This is a genomic window from Niabella pedocola (assembly GCF_021044425.1).
In the GTDB taxonomy this organism is placed as follows: Bacteria; Bacteroidota; Bacteroidia; order Chitinophagales; family Chitinophagaceae; genus Niabella; species Niabella pedocola.
Genome location: NZ_JAJNEC010000008.1, coordinates 49,673 through 64,790 on the forward strand (window position 1 = coordinate 49,673; position 15,118 = coordinate 64,790).

The following is a 15,118-nucleotide window of genomic DNA, read 5'->3' on the forward strand; positions in this document are numbered from 1 at the left end:
TGCTTATATTTATGCCCTCTTATTGATCCGTTCCTCAATTAAACGCATCCTCGTAACAATGAAAAAATATTCCAGCCTGCTGCTGGTTCTTGGTTTTTATATTCAGGCAACTGCACAACAGCTTACTGTTTCCGGTGTGGTAGCAGACAGTACCACACATGCGCCGCTGGAAGCGGCTTCTGTTATTGCTTACCACAACCGCCAGGCAGGCACGGCTGTTACTGCTGGAAAGGATGGCCGCTTTACGATCCGGATCTCGTCCGGTGAACAGGCTTCCCTCCGGGTTTCCCACAACGGTTACCGGACAAGGGAAATTCCGATACCTTCTTCAGTACCCCCGGCGATGGATACCATTTATCTGCAAAGCATGGTAACATCCCTGGAAGCGATCGTTGTACGGGGAAAGAAGCCCCCGGTATCTTTTAAGGTTGACCGCCAGGTATATCATGCAGGGCAATTTGGCAATGCCGCTTCCGGTACGGGCGTGGATGTGATCCGGAACCTGCCTTCCGTTTCGGTTAATGCGCTCGGAGAAATCAGCTTCAGGGGTTCCAGCAGTTTTTTAGTACTGATCAACGGCAAGCCCACCCAGGGAGATCCGGCTACCGTATTGAGCCAGCTGCCGGCAGCTGCCGTGGAAAATATTGAAGTGATCACCAGTCCTTCCGCAGCCTATGATGCCGATGGTAAAGCCGGCATCATTAACGTGGTTACCAAAACAGGTGTGGAGGATGGCTGGATGTTGCAATCCAGCGCCATGTATGGCATGCCTCCCGTAACCAATTTTGACAATGCCCATCAGCCGCAACGGTTCGGGGCGGATATCAGTGCCGGCTACCGGAAAAACAAATGGGATATCAGCGGCGGGTTGAACTACCTGCGCAACGATATAGCAGGATACCGCGAGGGCGACGTATATACCATCCGCGACGGTGTTAAAACCGCATTCCCGTCTAACGGGGAACGAAGTTTCAACCGTTACAATTACGGAGGAAGGTTCACCGCCAGTTACCAGGCCGATGCCCGTAATCTTATCAGTGCAGGATTTTATATGGGTAAAAAGTTCCAGTCGCGGGAAGCCGACCTCCTTTATAATAATTACCGGCAAAACGTACAAACCGGTGCGGTGTTTGCACCTTTTACCTATTACAATGCCAATACCCAGGAAAAAGAGGGATTGTTCAGCCTTGCAAACCTGGATTATACCCACCGCTTCGGCAAAACCTCCAGCATTGCCGTTTCTGTGCTTTATGAGCATGCCGGTTTATCGGGCAATACATACAACCGGAATCTTTATTATCCAAATACTTCGGACACAATACAGTTTACACATAATCCCAACAGCAATCCCCTGGATGCCTTTCGCATTAAAGCAGATTATACCCGGAAACTGGGCGAGCGGTATACATTACAGGGAGGTTACCAGTTCCGCTATGATCTGCAGGACGGAACCTTTACTTATTATACAAAAATCCTGGGCACACCGGATTATGCGATTGATCCCGAGTTCACCAGTCGTGTAAAGACGGCCAACCGCATTCATGCCGGGTATGTACAACTGAACGGGCAGGCCCGCAAACTGAATTATAACCTGGGCGCAAGACTGGAATATGCTGAGCGGGATCTGAACTTTTCAAAAGACGAAACGGCGCAACAGCTGGTGCTGAATAATTTCTTCCCCTCCGCACAGGCCCGGTATACCCTTACGGACCGTTCCTTACTTAAAGCCGGTTACAACCGCAGGATCAAACGCACCAACAATTATGAGCTCAACCCGTTTCCGGAGCGGGAGCATTCCGAAACACTAGAACAGGGCGATCCGCATTTATTGCCGGAGCTCACCGGTACTTATGAATTGGGATGGGAACAAAAGCTCGGCGGCGGTTCTTTTTTCCTCACCTTATATCACCAGCGGATCCTGAATCCCATACAACGGGTGAATAAAGTATATAATGATTCGATCCTTAACCGGGTATTTACCAATGCCGGCAAGGCTTTCCAAACCGGTTTGGAAACCAATCTCAGTATCGCCATCACTCCCTGGTGGCAATGCGTATTGGGCGGTAACATTTACAAATACAAAATTGACGGCAAAATCTTTAATGGCACCATACCCGTTTCCAACAGCAGCTGGGTGTATTCGGTCAATACCAGCCAGAGCGTTACGCTTCCGGCCAACTGGCTGCTGCAACTCAGTGTCAACTATCTTTCGGAACGCATAACGGCGCAGGGTGAGGACAGCCGATTTTTAACGCCTCATTTCACGGTAAAAAAAACAACAAAGGATAAACGCTGGTATTTCCAGCTGCAGTGGCTGAATATCGATGCGGGCATGAAGGAATCGAACCGTCAGCGCATCACAACGTATGGATCTAATTTTTATACCACCACCAACTATATTTACGAACCCGACCAGTTTCAGCTTTCGCTGGGATTCAATCTTTCCCGTCGCAACCGGAAGATCAACCTGCCCCAAAGCGAAATGGGCGAAAAAGAGTTTTAGCAGCAGCACACGGGGCTGGCTTAAAAATCTGCATATGCGATGCCGTTCCCGGGGCACCGCATATGCATCAGTATCTAATATGAGGGCTGCCTATCAACGGATACTGTACCCACCCACCACAGGAAGGTTCGGCCCGGCAATTACAAACAGACTTTGGGGTTGCTCGTATGGCCCGATAAAATAAACTAACTTGCACTTTATTTTTTTAAAACCCGTTTTATTTTGCATCCAAAGGACCTGAATATCGCAGATTTCACCTACGAACTCCCCGAAGAAAAGATCGCTTTTTTTCCATTAGCACAAAGGGATGCTTCGCGCCTGCTTGTGTATAAAGCAGGAACGATGACCACCGATACCTATCAGCATATTGATCAATATATCCCAGAACATGCGCTGGCTGTTTTCAATAACACAAAAGTGGTGGAGGCCCGGATCCTGTTTAAAAAGCCTACCGGCGGACAGATCGAAATATTTTGCCTGGAGCCCCATGAAGGTTACGCGGATATTACCACAGCGATGGCGCAGCAGGGAACAGTACAATGGCTTTGCCTCATCGGTGGCGCTTCTAAATGGAAAAGCGGACAGGTGCTTAGCCGCTCCATCCCCGGACCAGGCGGCGATACCCTTCTTGAAGCCCGCTTTCTGGAAAAAAGGAACGACAGCTTTTTGATCGAGTTAAGCTGGACGCCGGCCTCGCTGAGCTTTGCAGAGGTCCTGCATGTTACGGGCCAGATTCCCCTGCCGCCCTATATAAAAAGAGTAGCCGAAGCAGCAGATGAAGAACGGTATCAAACCGTATATGCCGCGCACGACGGTTCCGTAGCAGCTCCTACCGCCGGTTTGCATTTCACCCACGAAGTGTTGCAAAAACTGGATCAAAAAAAGATCCAAACGGATTTTGTGACGCTCCACGTAGGCGCGGGTACATTTAAACCGGTAAAAGCGGAAGTGATGAACGATCATGAGATGCACGCAGAATTTATTTCCGTATCGCCCCAATTGATCCGGAATATTGCCGGCAGGCGTGAGCACCCGCTCATAGCGGTGGGCACCACGTCACTAAGAACCCTTGAATCCCTGTACTGGCTGGGTGCAAAGCTGTTGCGGGATCGGCATTGCTTTGATAATGGCATCCCTTATATCAACCAATGGGAGGCTTACGAGGAAGCATTGCAACAATACCCGGCACATGCAGTGTTAGACGCACTGATTGCATATCTGTCCGAAAAACAATTAACCTCCCTGGTTGCCAAAACCCAGATCCTTATTGCACCGGGATATCGCTTTAAGATGGCGGATGCACTGGTTACCAATTTTCATCAGCCTTCTTCCACCCTGTTATTACTGGTGGCGGCCTTTATTGGTTCGGACTGGCGTAAGGTTTATGCGTACGCCCTGGAGCATGACTTTCGTTTTCTGAGTTATGGGGATGGAAGCCTTTTATGGCGTGCCCACTAGTACTCAAACTGTAGGTTCCTGCTGACTCAGGCAGTGAAAACTACCCAGTCCCCAAATGATCTCTGTAGAATCAATGCCCACTACCTTTCGGTCCGGAAAAGCCAATTCGATGGTACGGAGTGCTTTATCGTCGTAGTTACTGCGGAAGGTCGGAACGATCACGGCCTGATTGGCGATATAAAAATTAGCATAGGATGCCGGCAAACGCTGATCCTCCCATATTACGGCCTCCGGCATAGGAAGTTCAATAATGTTGAGTTGCTTGCCGTTTAAAAGCCGCATCGCTTTTAACTGCGTCAGATTTTGCTGCAATAGCAAATAATTTTCGTCGTTTTTATCTTCTTCCACTACAGCCAGTACGGTATCTTCATTTACAAATCGGATGGTATCATCAATATGCCCGTCGGTATCATCTCCCACAATGCCTTCTTCCACCCACAGCACCTGTTCAGCACCGTAATAATTGTACAAATAGGTTTCAATCTGTTCCTGACCCAGATGCGGGTTGCGGTTCTCATTCAGTAAACAGGCCGTAGATGTAAGAATGGTTCCGTTGCCATTAAATTCCACCGAACCGCCTTCCATTACAATGCCCGGGTAAAAAACCGGGATATTATAATGTGCGCCGATCTTTGTCGGGATCACATCATCCAGGTCAAACGGAGGATATTTACCGCCCCATGCATTATACCCCCAGTCTACAATTACTTTTTTTATGGCAGCTGCAGGATTGATCAGGAAAGCAGGACCGTGATCCCTGCACCAGGCATCATTGGTAGGATGATTATAAAACGCCACTTTTCCCATGTCGGTCCCTGCTGCTTCGAGATGATTTGTTGCGGCGGCTTTCATTGTATCATCAGCAACATTGATACAAACCCGTTCGCCTTTTGCCAGTTCTTTTACAAACTGGGCATAATAGGGATAGATGGTATGGATCTTATCCGGCCACGATGCTTCTTTATGCGGCCAACTCAGCCAGGTTGCGTCATGCGGATGCCATTCAGCAGGAAAGTAATAACCCAGCTCTTTGGGGGTTGCTTCAGCAGTTGTATTCAAGGAATTTGTTTTTAATGTAGTGAAAATTCGATCTTAAGCTTCATCATCAATATAACGCTTTGTGATTGGGGCATAGGAGTCGATGCGCCGGTCGCGTAAGAACGGCCAGTGCGTCCGGTAGGTATCGGTTTTGGAAAGGTCCAGCTCCTGTACATGCACTTCCTCACGATCGTGCGCAGCAAGATAATCCAGGGTACCAAAGGGATTGGAGATAAAGGATCCGCCCCAGAACTGCATAGCACCATTTTGTTCCAGGCCTACGCGGTTTACACTCACTACGTGCACACCGTTTGCCACGGCATGGCTGCGCTGGATTGTCTGCCAGGCATTGTATTGTTCTTTGTTTGTTGCCTCATCCTGCGTTGTGGCCCAGCCGATAGCGGTAGGATAAAAAAGGATCTCGGCGCCCATCAGGCTTGTGATTCGCGCGCCCTCGGGATACCACTGGTCCCAGCAAATCAGGACTCCAATGGTGGCAAATTTAGTTTTGAACACTTTATATCCCAGGTCGCCGGGAGTAAAGTAAAATTTTTCATAATAAGCCGGATCATCGGGTATGTGCATTTTCCGGTACTTCCCCAGGTAGGAGCCATCTGCATCCAGTACCGCGGTGGTATTATGGTACAGCCCTTCGGCCCGTTTTTCGAATAACGAGGCAATGATCACAACCCCCAGCTCTTTTGCCACCCGGCTCAATATATCCGTCGAGGGCCCGGGTACAGGCTCCGCCAGCCGGAAGTTTCCGTAATCTTCCACATCACAGAAATATAACGATGTGAACAATTCCTGAAGGCACACGATTTGTGCGCCTTTCGATGCTGCCTCTTTTATTTTTTCAACGGCCTTGTTCAGATTTTGCTGCTTGTCGGCATTGCAGCTCATCTGAACCAGACCGACTTTTACTTTTGCCATACAATTTATTTTGATGGGTTGATGGGTTGATGCTGTTAAAAAAAAAGGCGCCCTTACAGGCGCCTGAAAGTTATACGTTCTACCGCAACCGGTCCAGGTTCCGGATCAGCTTTTGGTCGCGGCGGATACCCTTTAAGGCAAAGAAGAATCCTACTACCACCAGTAAGCTTAGCAGGGCGGTAATAGCAATACCGCCGGTTTGAAATTCCTTCATATAGCTGAAGTATAATGCAATTAACCCTACGGCGGCTACCAGCCCCAGGAAGGTCAGCCGCAATTGCAGCTTCCGGTCCTTATAAAGGAAAATGGTGATCAATCCCAACGCTGCAATGAAGCCCGTAAGAAGGGTGAGCCAGATATTGCTTGCGGCATTCATAGTTGCACCCGCCAGTCCTTCGGTGCCGGTTACCGTTCCATTATAAAAAGGAAACTTAAACGTAAGCCCGGCGCAGATAACGGACAATAACAGCCACAATGTTTGTTTTCTTTGGATCATACGAAATGTTTAAAGCTTGAATGCTTAACGTTCAAGGTCTGCAACATTAGACTTGAACCTTAAACCTTTTAACTCAATTCCGGGTATAACGGAAACTGTTGCATAAATGCTTTTACCTCTTCTTTTACGGATGCGATCACGTTTTCGTCATCAATATTCATCAGCACTTTATCGATCAGTGCTGCCACCTGTGTTACATCCGCTTCCTTCATGCCTCTTGTGGTTACCGCGGGTACACCTACCCGGATACCGGAGGTTACAAACGGCGATTTATCATCAAACGGCACCGCATTCTTATTTAATGTAATATGCGCTTTGTCCAGTGTTTCCTGTGCTTTTTTACCGGTGAGGTTCTTATTGCGCAGGTCAATCAGCATCAGGTGGTTGTCGGTACCATCGCTGATCAGCTTATACCCCTTGTCTACAAAGGCCTTGGCCATTGCCTGGGCATTGGCGATGATCTGCTGACCATAGGTCTTCCAGTCATCGGAGAGGATCTCACCAAAGGAAACAGCTTTTGCCGCAATGATATGCTCCAGCGGTCCGCCCTGCATACCCGGGAAAACAGCCAGGTCCAGCAACTGGCTCATGGTACGCGTATTTCCTTTTGGATCCTTATGTCCCCAGGGATTTTCAAAATCATTCCGCAGCATAATAATTCCGCCACGGGGTCCGCGCAGGGTTTTATGCGTGGTGCTGGTTACAATATGACAATGCTCAAACGGATCATTCAGCAATCCCGCAGCAATCAGTCCGGCCGGATGTGCGATATCCGCCATTACCAATGCACCCACCTTATCAGCAACGGCGCGGATACGGGCATAATCCCAATCGCGGCTGTAGGCAGAAGCACCACAAATGATCATCTTTGGTTTTTCGGCCAGGGCCTTTGCCTCCAGGTCTTCATAATCCACCAGTCCGGTTTCTTTTACCACACCGTAAGAAATTACCTGGTAGTGCTTCCCGCTGAAGTTTACCGGGCTGCCATGTGTCAGGTGGCCACCCATGCTCAGGTTCAGTCCCATGATCTTATCGCCGGGATTCAGCGCGGCAAAGAATACCGCGGCATTGGCCTGCGCGCCGCTGTGCGGCTGCACATTGGCCCAACTCAGGTTAAAGATCTTTTTCAACCGGTCGATCGCCAGGGTTTCAATTTCATCTACGATCTCGCATCCCCCATAATAACGTTTGCCGGGATAGCCTTCCGCATACTTATTGGTAAGCACGGTTCCCATAGCCTTGATTACCGGCAGGGAAGCAAAATTTTCTGAAGCGATCAGTTCAATGCCATTTCGCTGGCGGTCTAATTCCTTATTGATAAGGTCAAATACTGTATTATCCTGTTGCATGGCGCAAAGTTAAGGGGGTACGGGGATGTTGAAAAGTTTATAGATTGAAAAGTTATGGGGTACGGCCTCAACACCGGCCCTCGCAACAATCATTCCGGATAAAATCAGGAATAAACCCGGGGACCCCAGCACTATCGTTCGTTAATGCAATGTATGTAATAGCACGGCCTGTGCTATTGCCGGAAGCGCTTGATCGTGGCTTTTTTTACCCTTACACCGATGCTGAACTCAGGAATAACCGTCAGTTTCCCCGCAGTTATATGGATGTCTGCGCTGTTCTTTTCGCAATAGGTGTTGGCGGGCAAACTGCTTTCATTGAGTGAAATGCGATAGGTGCCTTCTGGTAAGAAAAACATAAATTCACCATTGTCATCGGTGGCCCGCTGCTGGATCAGTTCACCATTCCGGGTTACGGTAAACGAAATTCCTCCAAGACGGGGATCAACGTCCAGTACGATTTTCGGGTCATAATTATAGGTTATCCGTCCGGAAACCGTACCGCTTTTATGTAAAGGAATCTGCAGCTTCGTCCGGAACTCGTTTACCTGATATACACCGCCGGCTGTAAACCAGCCTTTCTCTGTGGCCGGTTGTATTTTGTATTCCCCGAACGGAACCCTGCGGTAGTACAGCTTTCCTTCTGTATCCGTTCTGAAAGAGGTATTGTTCATCACGATCATATAATCACGGGCAACGGTATCGCCGGCATCATAAATATTATTATTATTGTTATCATAATACACCTGCGTCTGTACTTGTGCCTTACGGCCGGCCGACACGGCCTTTCTTGCCAGGTTTACAGTAATACCGGCTTCCAGATTTAATGTGCCCCTGCCCGTAATAAGCGGATAGGTTACACGGCCATTGTAACGGTACCAGGAACTGTTCAGGTAAAAAACAGTGCGCTGTCCTGCAGCGTATTTTCCGTTCAAAAAACAAGAGGGTGTTTTGCCAATCAACAGGTCCTCCGCATAAGAGCCGCCTGCGTTAAGGGATAGTTTTTCATGAAACAGCGCGCGCCCATATGACAAGGAAAACAACATCCGTTTATTTACCGGCTGCGCTCCCCCCTGCATTGCCGCCGCATACTCAGCCAGGAAATAACTACCGTATTGATAAGAAGCCATTGCCTGCAGCCCGCTAAAGCTATAGTTTGCGGTGCATTTAAACTGCGGCTGCATCTTTTTCTGAGCCGGGTATTGAACCAGTCCGTTTTCTGCATTGATGCCCACTGAGTGCCGGCTATCGCTGCCCGACCAGTTCATGCTCTCTGTAAGCCGGTATGCCTGCATTTGCTGATTGCCATTGGCACCGGAACCCGTAAGACTGCTATAGCTGTTTCCTTTTTCATACTGTTGCTGTGCCCCTATGCTCCAGCTTATCCGTTTATTCCCCGGGAACTGGATCCCAAGGTCCGTGCGTTCGTTATTCGTGATCAGATGTATGGGATAACTGTAGGATTTGGGAGCAAAATTGGCCATCATGAAGTTGGCATACAGCAGCCGCTCCCCTTTAAGCCGCGTCTGAATACTTTGCTGTACTTGCAGCACTCCTCTCCGGTTACCCGGGAAGTAGGCGCTGCTATAAAAGTAATTGCCATTCAGTAAGAGCGCTTTTATCCTTCCGTTGTATTGGGTTTCAGCAGCAAAAGAAGCTTGCTCTTTTTGCAGGGCGAGATACTCACTTTGTGCCCCGTACAACTTTAAATTTACATTCCAGCTGCTGCCGAAGGCTTGCTGAAGCGCCGCGCCCGCTATATGACTTCTTGTATCCTCAAAGGGATCTTCCTTAAACGTATAGGTTCCGGTAAGATTTTTTGACGGGTTAGAGGCACCCAATACACCTTTTGCATAAAACCCGTATCCATTCTTTAAAAACGCGTTGCCTTCAATCAGGTTGTAGTTCTGATCAATAAAACCCGCCTGGAACTGATTCCGGCCTGCCTTGTCAGACAATGACACCTGTACACCTCTTCCAAACAGAGAGGTCTCCAGTGATTGTGCGATATTTCCTATTGTAATTTCGTTATGATCCAGGTGATATGCAACGGACGTATTGTTCAATACCGGAAGCCCCTGGCGGTTCAGTTTATAGGCATTGGCTTTCATTGCAAGGTATCCTGCGGGAAGGTCAACATCCAGCCCGCCCATCAGCTGATAAATACCCGTTCCATCGCCCAATGTCCGGTAGCTGGCCGTAATACTGTTCTGCTGGTAAAAAGGATCGTTCATATTACCCGGAACATGATAATAGCGCTGGGTAGCCGATACATTCTGAACGGTTACGGCAGCATGCCCAAAAAGCTCTTTTGCAGCCCCCCGCATCCCTGATATTTCGATGGTAAATTGCGGGCGGCTTAGCAGTACTTTTGCAGGGAGCAGGCGGAATACAAATACGGAGTCCTGCTGAATATTAATAACACCGGTTTGTTCGAAAAAGTTATGCTGCCCGGTGAGTTCAGGCACTTTAAAAACAAGGGTTACGGGCTGGCTGCGGTTCCCCATATTGGTTACCAGTACTTTTACCGAAACGGAATCATTGGGATTGTTCACTGCTACAAACGGGCTTTCCACAGATAAATGCATATTGTTATTTTCTGCTACTGACTCCCCGATCGTTCTTGTAAGAAGCACCTTACGCTGGTTGGTAAGCAGCTGGAACCGGATCGTTGCCGCACCTGCTTTGGCCATCGACTGTTGCTGAATCTTCACCGGTATAAACCGTTTTTCGCCGGCCGGTATCTCCACCCCGATCATATATCCCGAAATGCTCCGGAAACCTTCGGGAGTTTCAACCTGTATCAATCCTGTAAAATATACGGCACCTGTATTCTGAAGAGCAATAACCATTGTGGTCAGGTTGGGGATTTGCGTGCCCGGTTCTTTTTGTACCTCCATCCGCAATGCGGCTGTGTCCTGGCCATATATATAGCAACCCGATAACAGTATACCGAACAGTAACCCTATTTTTTGTACCAGGAGAGCCCGCATCAATGTTTTTTATTGAGGGATGATTTCATATTGTAAGGTAGCGGCGTATTCGTCCATTTTTGCCTGTACCAGCAATGGGTCGTTCGGTTTGGTGGAGTACCGGAGGTCAAAATACACCGGCAGTCCGTTTGTTGCGGTACCTGCGGCTACCTTTTGTGGAGCCGTGCTCAGCGCAATGGGAAAGCTGGCGCCATTGTTACCCGATACAGGCGTAAGCGCAAGATGCACTACACTCAAAGGGAGCATATTGCCGCTGCCCGAAACAAACCCGGAGCCCAGCGCCTTTACCAGGATCTGGTAGCTGGTATTTGCCTTTATGCGAAGTCCGTTGTTATACACGGCAGTAGCGCCGTTGGCATAATCGGCCATGTCCTTTAACTCCAGCACGCCGTTAGCAGCACCGGCAGCCACCTGTAATGAAAACTCGGCGGTTACCGGAGGCGTACCGGACAATTCGCCCAGCTGCAGGGTATACGTATGTTCACGGATTCCCAATAATTTGTTGTGCTGATCATAAAACCGGAATTCCAGCACCATGCTGAAATTGGTCCAGGATGGAAAATTCCCCAGGTAGGCACCGCCTGCAACAGTAAGATTATAGTTCAGGTTAAGATCATAATAACCGTTGGGTTGCTGAGGATTATTGTATAAAGCGGCGTTGGAACGGGGCACCAGGAACAGCTCGCTTCCCTCCAGCAGCGTAATGTTCAATGGCATCGCGATCTGTGATACCGTAGGCACAGGTCCCGGAACGGCCTGCCCTGCAGTAGATACCGGCTGAAAGCTGATCTTATCTGCCGGAAAGGTATAAGCTCCGTTACTGGCGGTAATCGGTTTCTTTAACCGTACAGACAACTGCCAGCGTGGAACATCGATCATGCCGTTACCGCTGAAGTCGAACGTAAATGCATTGGCCGCTACATTTCCGTTATACGAATTCAGCTGCAGGTAGTTATTGCTCCAGGAATTAAATGTTACTTGTGCAGCTGACTGCTGCAGCAGCAACAGCAGGATACCGGTAAAAAATAGTTTATTCATGCGTGAAGGTTAACTCTGCTATCTCCAGCTGATCTTTATTGCCATAGTCGATGACCACCGAGGCCGTATAGGTTCCTGCCGGCAGTTCTTTAGGTAATGCCACTTCCATTTCACGCTGATCGCCGGGCATAGAATAAAAAACAATATGATCTACCGTGGTTTTTTTGCCGGTTTTTGTATTTACCAGGTCTGTATATAAAATACCGTCGGCCCATATAGCACCGGTGTTTTCAAAGCTCACCGTCAATGTTTTTCCGTTTTTATTAAAATGGAGATTGGTTATTTCAATTTTCTTTTTGACCGCCGCCCGCGTTTTTTGAAACAACTTGATCCCGGAACGAATGCTCACTTTAATATTTGCCCCCTTTTGATCTACGTCATCCACCGGGTTCATCTGGGTAACATACAGCATAGCCGTATGTGCAGAATCCTTTACTGTTTGCGGAACGGTGATGTTCACCTCAATTTCCTTTCGCTCTCCGGGTTTCAGCGAAAAGTAAGTATCCTCTTTTTTAAGGGTAACCCATCCGGCACAGGATGTGCGCAAACTGTCTGCGGGGTACATCATATTTTCACCGTACTTATTATAAGCCCAGTCGCCCAGGCTCGCTGCCAGATCCAGTGTGTGCTTGACACTTACATTTGTAACCACTACCCGTTCGGTACTGCTTTGGCCCGCATCTGTTTCAAAATATACGCGAGGAGGAGATACTGAAATACCAGTTTGAGCGGCCGCTCCCAAAAAAGAAAGGGAGCAAAGAAGCAAGAAGGCATAGTAAGGTTTCATAATATAGAGGGGGTTTGCCATGCTGGATAAAAGTGCCGCACCTGTTGCAACACTTTTTCCAGTGAAGCAATTTACTGAGAAATAATGGTATAAGTAACCTGGGTAGTATATACGGTGGGAGTTTGACCGGCAACATAATAGTTCAGGTATGCGTTTGCTCCGGCGCCTTTGTAGGTTACATTGATCTTTCCATTAACGGTGCCTGTTGTGGATTTTACGATCTCCTGCTCTGTAGCCTGTAAGGTTTGTGTTGAATACTGGGCTCCGGCAATCGGATCATTAGAACCTGCAGCCGGTGTAATGGTAACGCTATTGGTTTGCAGATCACCTTTAGGACCGTTAAAATTGGCCGCTGCACTCTTTACTTTTACTACAAACCCACCGGTACTGTATACCGCTAAATGATTTTGTTTGGTTTCAGATTTACCATTCTGATAGTCGCCGGTTGTTTCATAAACCAGGTCTACCGTCTTTTGATCAGCAGCGTTATTTACCACAAGCGTTTGAATGGGTTTTAGTTTAATATTCAGCGTAACATTGTCTGTGTTGGTAGGCGCTTGTGCATGAATGGCAGCACCGATAAATAAAGACAGTCCGGCAAGAATTACATTTTTAGTCATTTTCTTTTTTTTTGTTTTTGTTTTAAAATTATTGGTGGCAAAGAGGGAAACCATATCAGGAAAAATCTTCGACACATTCACCTCAATACTTGTTCCTAATTGCTGATGCAAAGCTACAACCCGCTGTGGTAGCGGATATTGTGAAAATGCGTGTATGATTTGTGTGTTTTTACAGCGCAATAAAACTTGATTAAAATCACGTCCTAGCCCTTCATCGACCGATCGCTGGCAACCGGCGAAAAAAGCATCCGCTTCACCGAAAGCGGCATATAAAAAAAGCCGGCAGTTGTAAAAAACTGCCGACTGAAGAAAAAAATTAATATGTTTTAGCGGGTAGTTACCGTATAAAGAATATGCTTACAGCTGGTGGAACGGGCATTCAAATTCCTGGAATAATAATCATTGTGCGCCTGGTTCTTTTTGTTGAATACCGGTATCGGTGTTTCCGGTTTACGGTAGTTATTATATAATACGCCTTCTTCAAATTCATTCGCGTTGCCAACCGGGTTGTCCGTTTTTACCGTTACCCGGTGCCCTGCCGTACTGAAAGCTGTTACGTTTCCGGTAACAGCAGGTTCCCTTCTCTTATCCGCATCCGGAAAAGCCGCTTCCTGTTTCGCCGTTTTATGAATCACCAATGTTTGAATGGGCCGCAAGCGGATGTTTAGCAACGCGCCGCCGGAGGATTGTGCGAACAAGGGTCCAACCGGTATCACCGGAATGATAAGGAGGAGCAACCTCATAAATACACGATCGTTTTGGTGCATATGTTGGTTAAGGGTCTGTTTATTTTAAAAGGCGCATCATGCGTCTGTATTTTCGGGCCATATAAAGATAACGCAATATGCCCATAGCCGGTCACACTTTTTGAGCCCGCATTTCCCGGGGATAGTTTCCTGTATGTTTTTTGATCAGGTTACTGAAGTTGCCTTCATCCGAAAATCCAAATTCATAAGCGATTTCCGCAATACTAAGCCCGGAACTCTTTAAAAGCACCACCACCTCTTTTATAACCTTGTCTGTAATGAGCTGTTTGGCGGTATTCCCCAGTATTTCTTCTGTGATACCGGAAAGCTTCCGGGGCGTTATATTGAGCATATTTGCATAAAAAGCCACACTCCTATGCTCCTTATAATGTTTATGCAGCAGGGCTTTAAACTGGCTGATGACGTGTAATTCAGCATGCCCCTGCGTTTGCTTTTTTGCTCTTTGCCTTAAATGCAGGCTGAACAACCCGTCCAGCAACAACGTTTCAATACAGTTATGTGCCACGGCGGCGTACAATTTGCTCCTTTTACTTTCATATAAAGCCATCTTATCAATAAACTGCTTCTGGAATTCTGCTTCGTTCCCCGGTGTTACCGCCACGTACACTTCGCTTACACTCCCAAAAAATAATTCCGAGTTCAGAATGTAGATATCGCTGGCAGAGCGTTCATAAAAAGCTGATGAAAAGATCATTATATATATAGATTCTGCGCCCTCCTGTTGCGGAAGTATGATCTTCTTATTGGGACCTATAAATACAATATTATCCGGGCCGAAGCGAAAATGCGTCTCATTGATGATCACCTTTGCCTCTTTGAAGGTCCTGATAACGGTAAAGTACTCAAATGTTTTTACCGAGGTCCGTCCCTGATAATCTTCTAAAACTCTTTCCAGGGTGTTGATACTAAAGCCGTCTTTTTCAAGTTCATTCCTGATCTGATCCGCCATTGCAACGAATTTAAAAATGGTTTATATGTATTGCTTTCCGGGGGCTGCCGGAAAAGCAGAGGGCCTGCATTCTTTATTGCAGGAGGGCAATATACAGAACTGTAATCTGTTCCATGCAAAAATTTAGCATTTTAATTAAAGACTCAAAAAAAGGGAAAACCTTCTGAGATTAAAATCAAACTTCTTGCCA

At 47.6% G+C, this 15,118-nt stretch carries 12 protein-coding genes; 2 read left to right on the forward strand and 10 right to left on the reverse strand.

Annotated features, from left to right (window positions below):
- The first annotated feature begins 58 nt into the window (after positions 1-58).
- Together LQ567_RS24730 and LQ567_RS24735 are read left to right on the forward strand one after the other, a co-directional pair.
- Positions 59-2,503: an outer membrane beta-barrel family protein gene (locus LQ567_RS24730; RefSeq protein ID WP_231008603.1), complete on the forward strand. Its 2,445-nt coding sequence runs from the start codon at positions 59-61 to the stop codon at positions 2,501-2,503.
- A gap of 222 nt (positions 2,504-2,725) precedes the next feature.
- Positions 2,726-3,961: an S-adenosylmethionine:tRNA ribosyltransferase-isomerase gene (locus LQ567_RS24735; protein ID WP_231008604.1), complete on the forward strand. Its 1,236-nt coding sequence runs from the start codon at positions 2,726-2,728 to the stop codon at positions 3,959-3,961.
- Positions 3,962-3,964: 3 nt separating this feature from the next.
- Here the strand turns inward: LQ567_RS24735 and LQ567_RS24740 are convergent, their stop codons facing one another.
- The 10 genes from LQ567_RS24740 to LQ567_RS24785 all read right to left on the reverse strand — a co-directional run bounded on the left by LQ567_RS24740 (position 3,965) and on the right by LQ567_RS24785 (position 14,928).
- Positions 3,965-5,020, reverse strand: coding sequence for an agmatine deiminase family protein (locus LQ567_RS24740; RefSeq protein WP_231008605.1), 1,056 nt, complete (start codon positions 5,018-5,020; stop codon positions 3,965-3,967).
- A 33-nt stretch (positions 5,021-5,053) separates the two neighbouring features.
- Entirely contained in the window at positions 5,054-5,932 is an 879-nt protein-coding gene (locus tag LQ567_RS24745) for a carbon-nitrogen hydrolase (RefSeq protein WP_231008606.1), read from the reverse strand.
- Between the two features lie 79 nt (positions 5,933-6,011).
- Positions 6,012-6,428 carry a DUF4293 domain-containing protein gene (locus LQ567_RS24750; RefSeq protein WP_231008607.1) on the reverse strand — a complete coding sequence of 139 codons (417 nt, stop codon included), beginning with the start codon at positions 6,426-6,428 and terminating at the stop codon, positions 6,012-6,014.
- Between the two features lie 68 nt (positions 6,429-6,496).
- Positions 6,497-7,777 carry a serine hydroxymethyltransferase gene (locus LQ567_RS24755; protein ID WP_231008608.1) on the reverse strand — a complete coding sequence of 427 codons (1,281 nt, stop codon included), beginning with the start codon at positions 7,775-7,777 and terminating at the stop codon, positions 6,497-6,499.
- Between the two features lie 173 nt (positions 7,778-7,950).
- Positions 7,951-10,767, reverse strand: a complete 2,817-nt coding sequence (locus LQ567_RS24760; RefSeq protein WP_231008609.1) for a hypothetical protein — start codon at positions 10,765-10,767, stop codon at positions 7,951-7,953.
- A 9-nt stretch (positions 10,768-10,776) separates the two neighbouring features.
- Complete coding sequence (locus LQ567_RS24765) at positions 10,777-11,805, reverse strand: hypothetical protein (RefSeq protein WP_231008610.1); 1,029 nt, start codon at positions 11,803-11,805, stop codon at positions 10,777-10,779.
- Complete coding sequence (locus tag LQ567_RS24770; protein ID WP_231008611.1) at positions 11,798-12,592, reverse strand: fimbrial biogenesis chaperone; 795 nt, start codon at positions 12,590-12,592, stop codon at positions 11,798-11,800. Before LQ567_RS24770 ends, LQ567_RS24765 begins: the two co-directional genes overlap by 8 nt.
- 71 nt (positions 12,593-12,663) lie before the next feature.
- On the reverse strand, positions 12,664-13,212 hold the full coding sequence (locus LQ567_RS24775) for a hypothetical protein (protein ID WP_231008612.1): 549 nt from the start codon (positions 13,210-13,212) through the stop codon (positions 12,664-12,666).
- 326 nt (positions 13,213-13,538) lie between these two features.
- A complete protein-coding gene (locus LQ567_RS24780) occupies positions 13,539-13,955 on the reverse strand; it encodes a hypothetical protein (RefSeq protein ID WP_231008613.1) in 417 nt (138 codons plus the stop codon).
- A gap of 115 nt (positions 13,956-14,070) precedes the next feature.
- Complete coding sequence (locus LQ567_RS24785) at positions 14,071-14,928, reverse strand: helix-turn-helix domain-containing protein (RefSeq protein ID WP_231008614.1); 858 nt, start codon at positions 14,926-14,928, stop codon at positions 14,071-14,073.
- Positions 14,929-15,118: the final 190 nt, after the last annotated feature.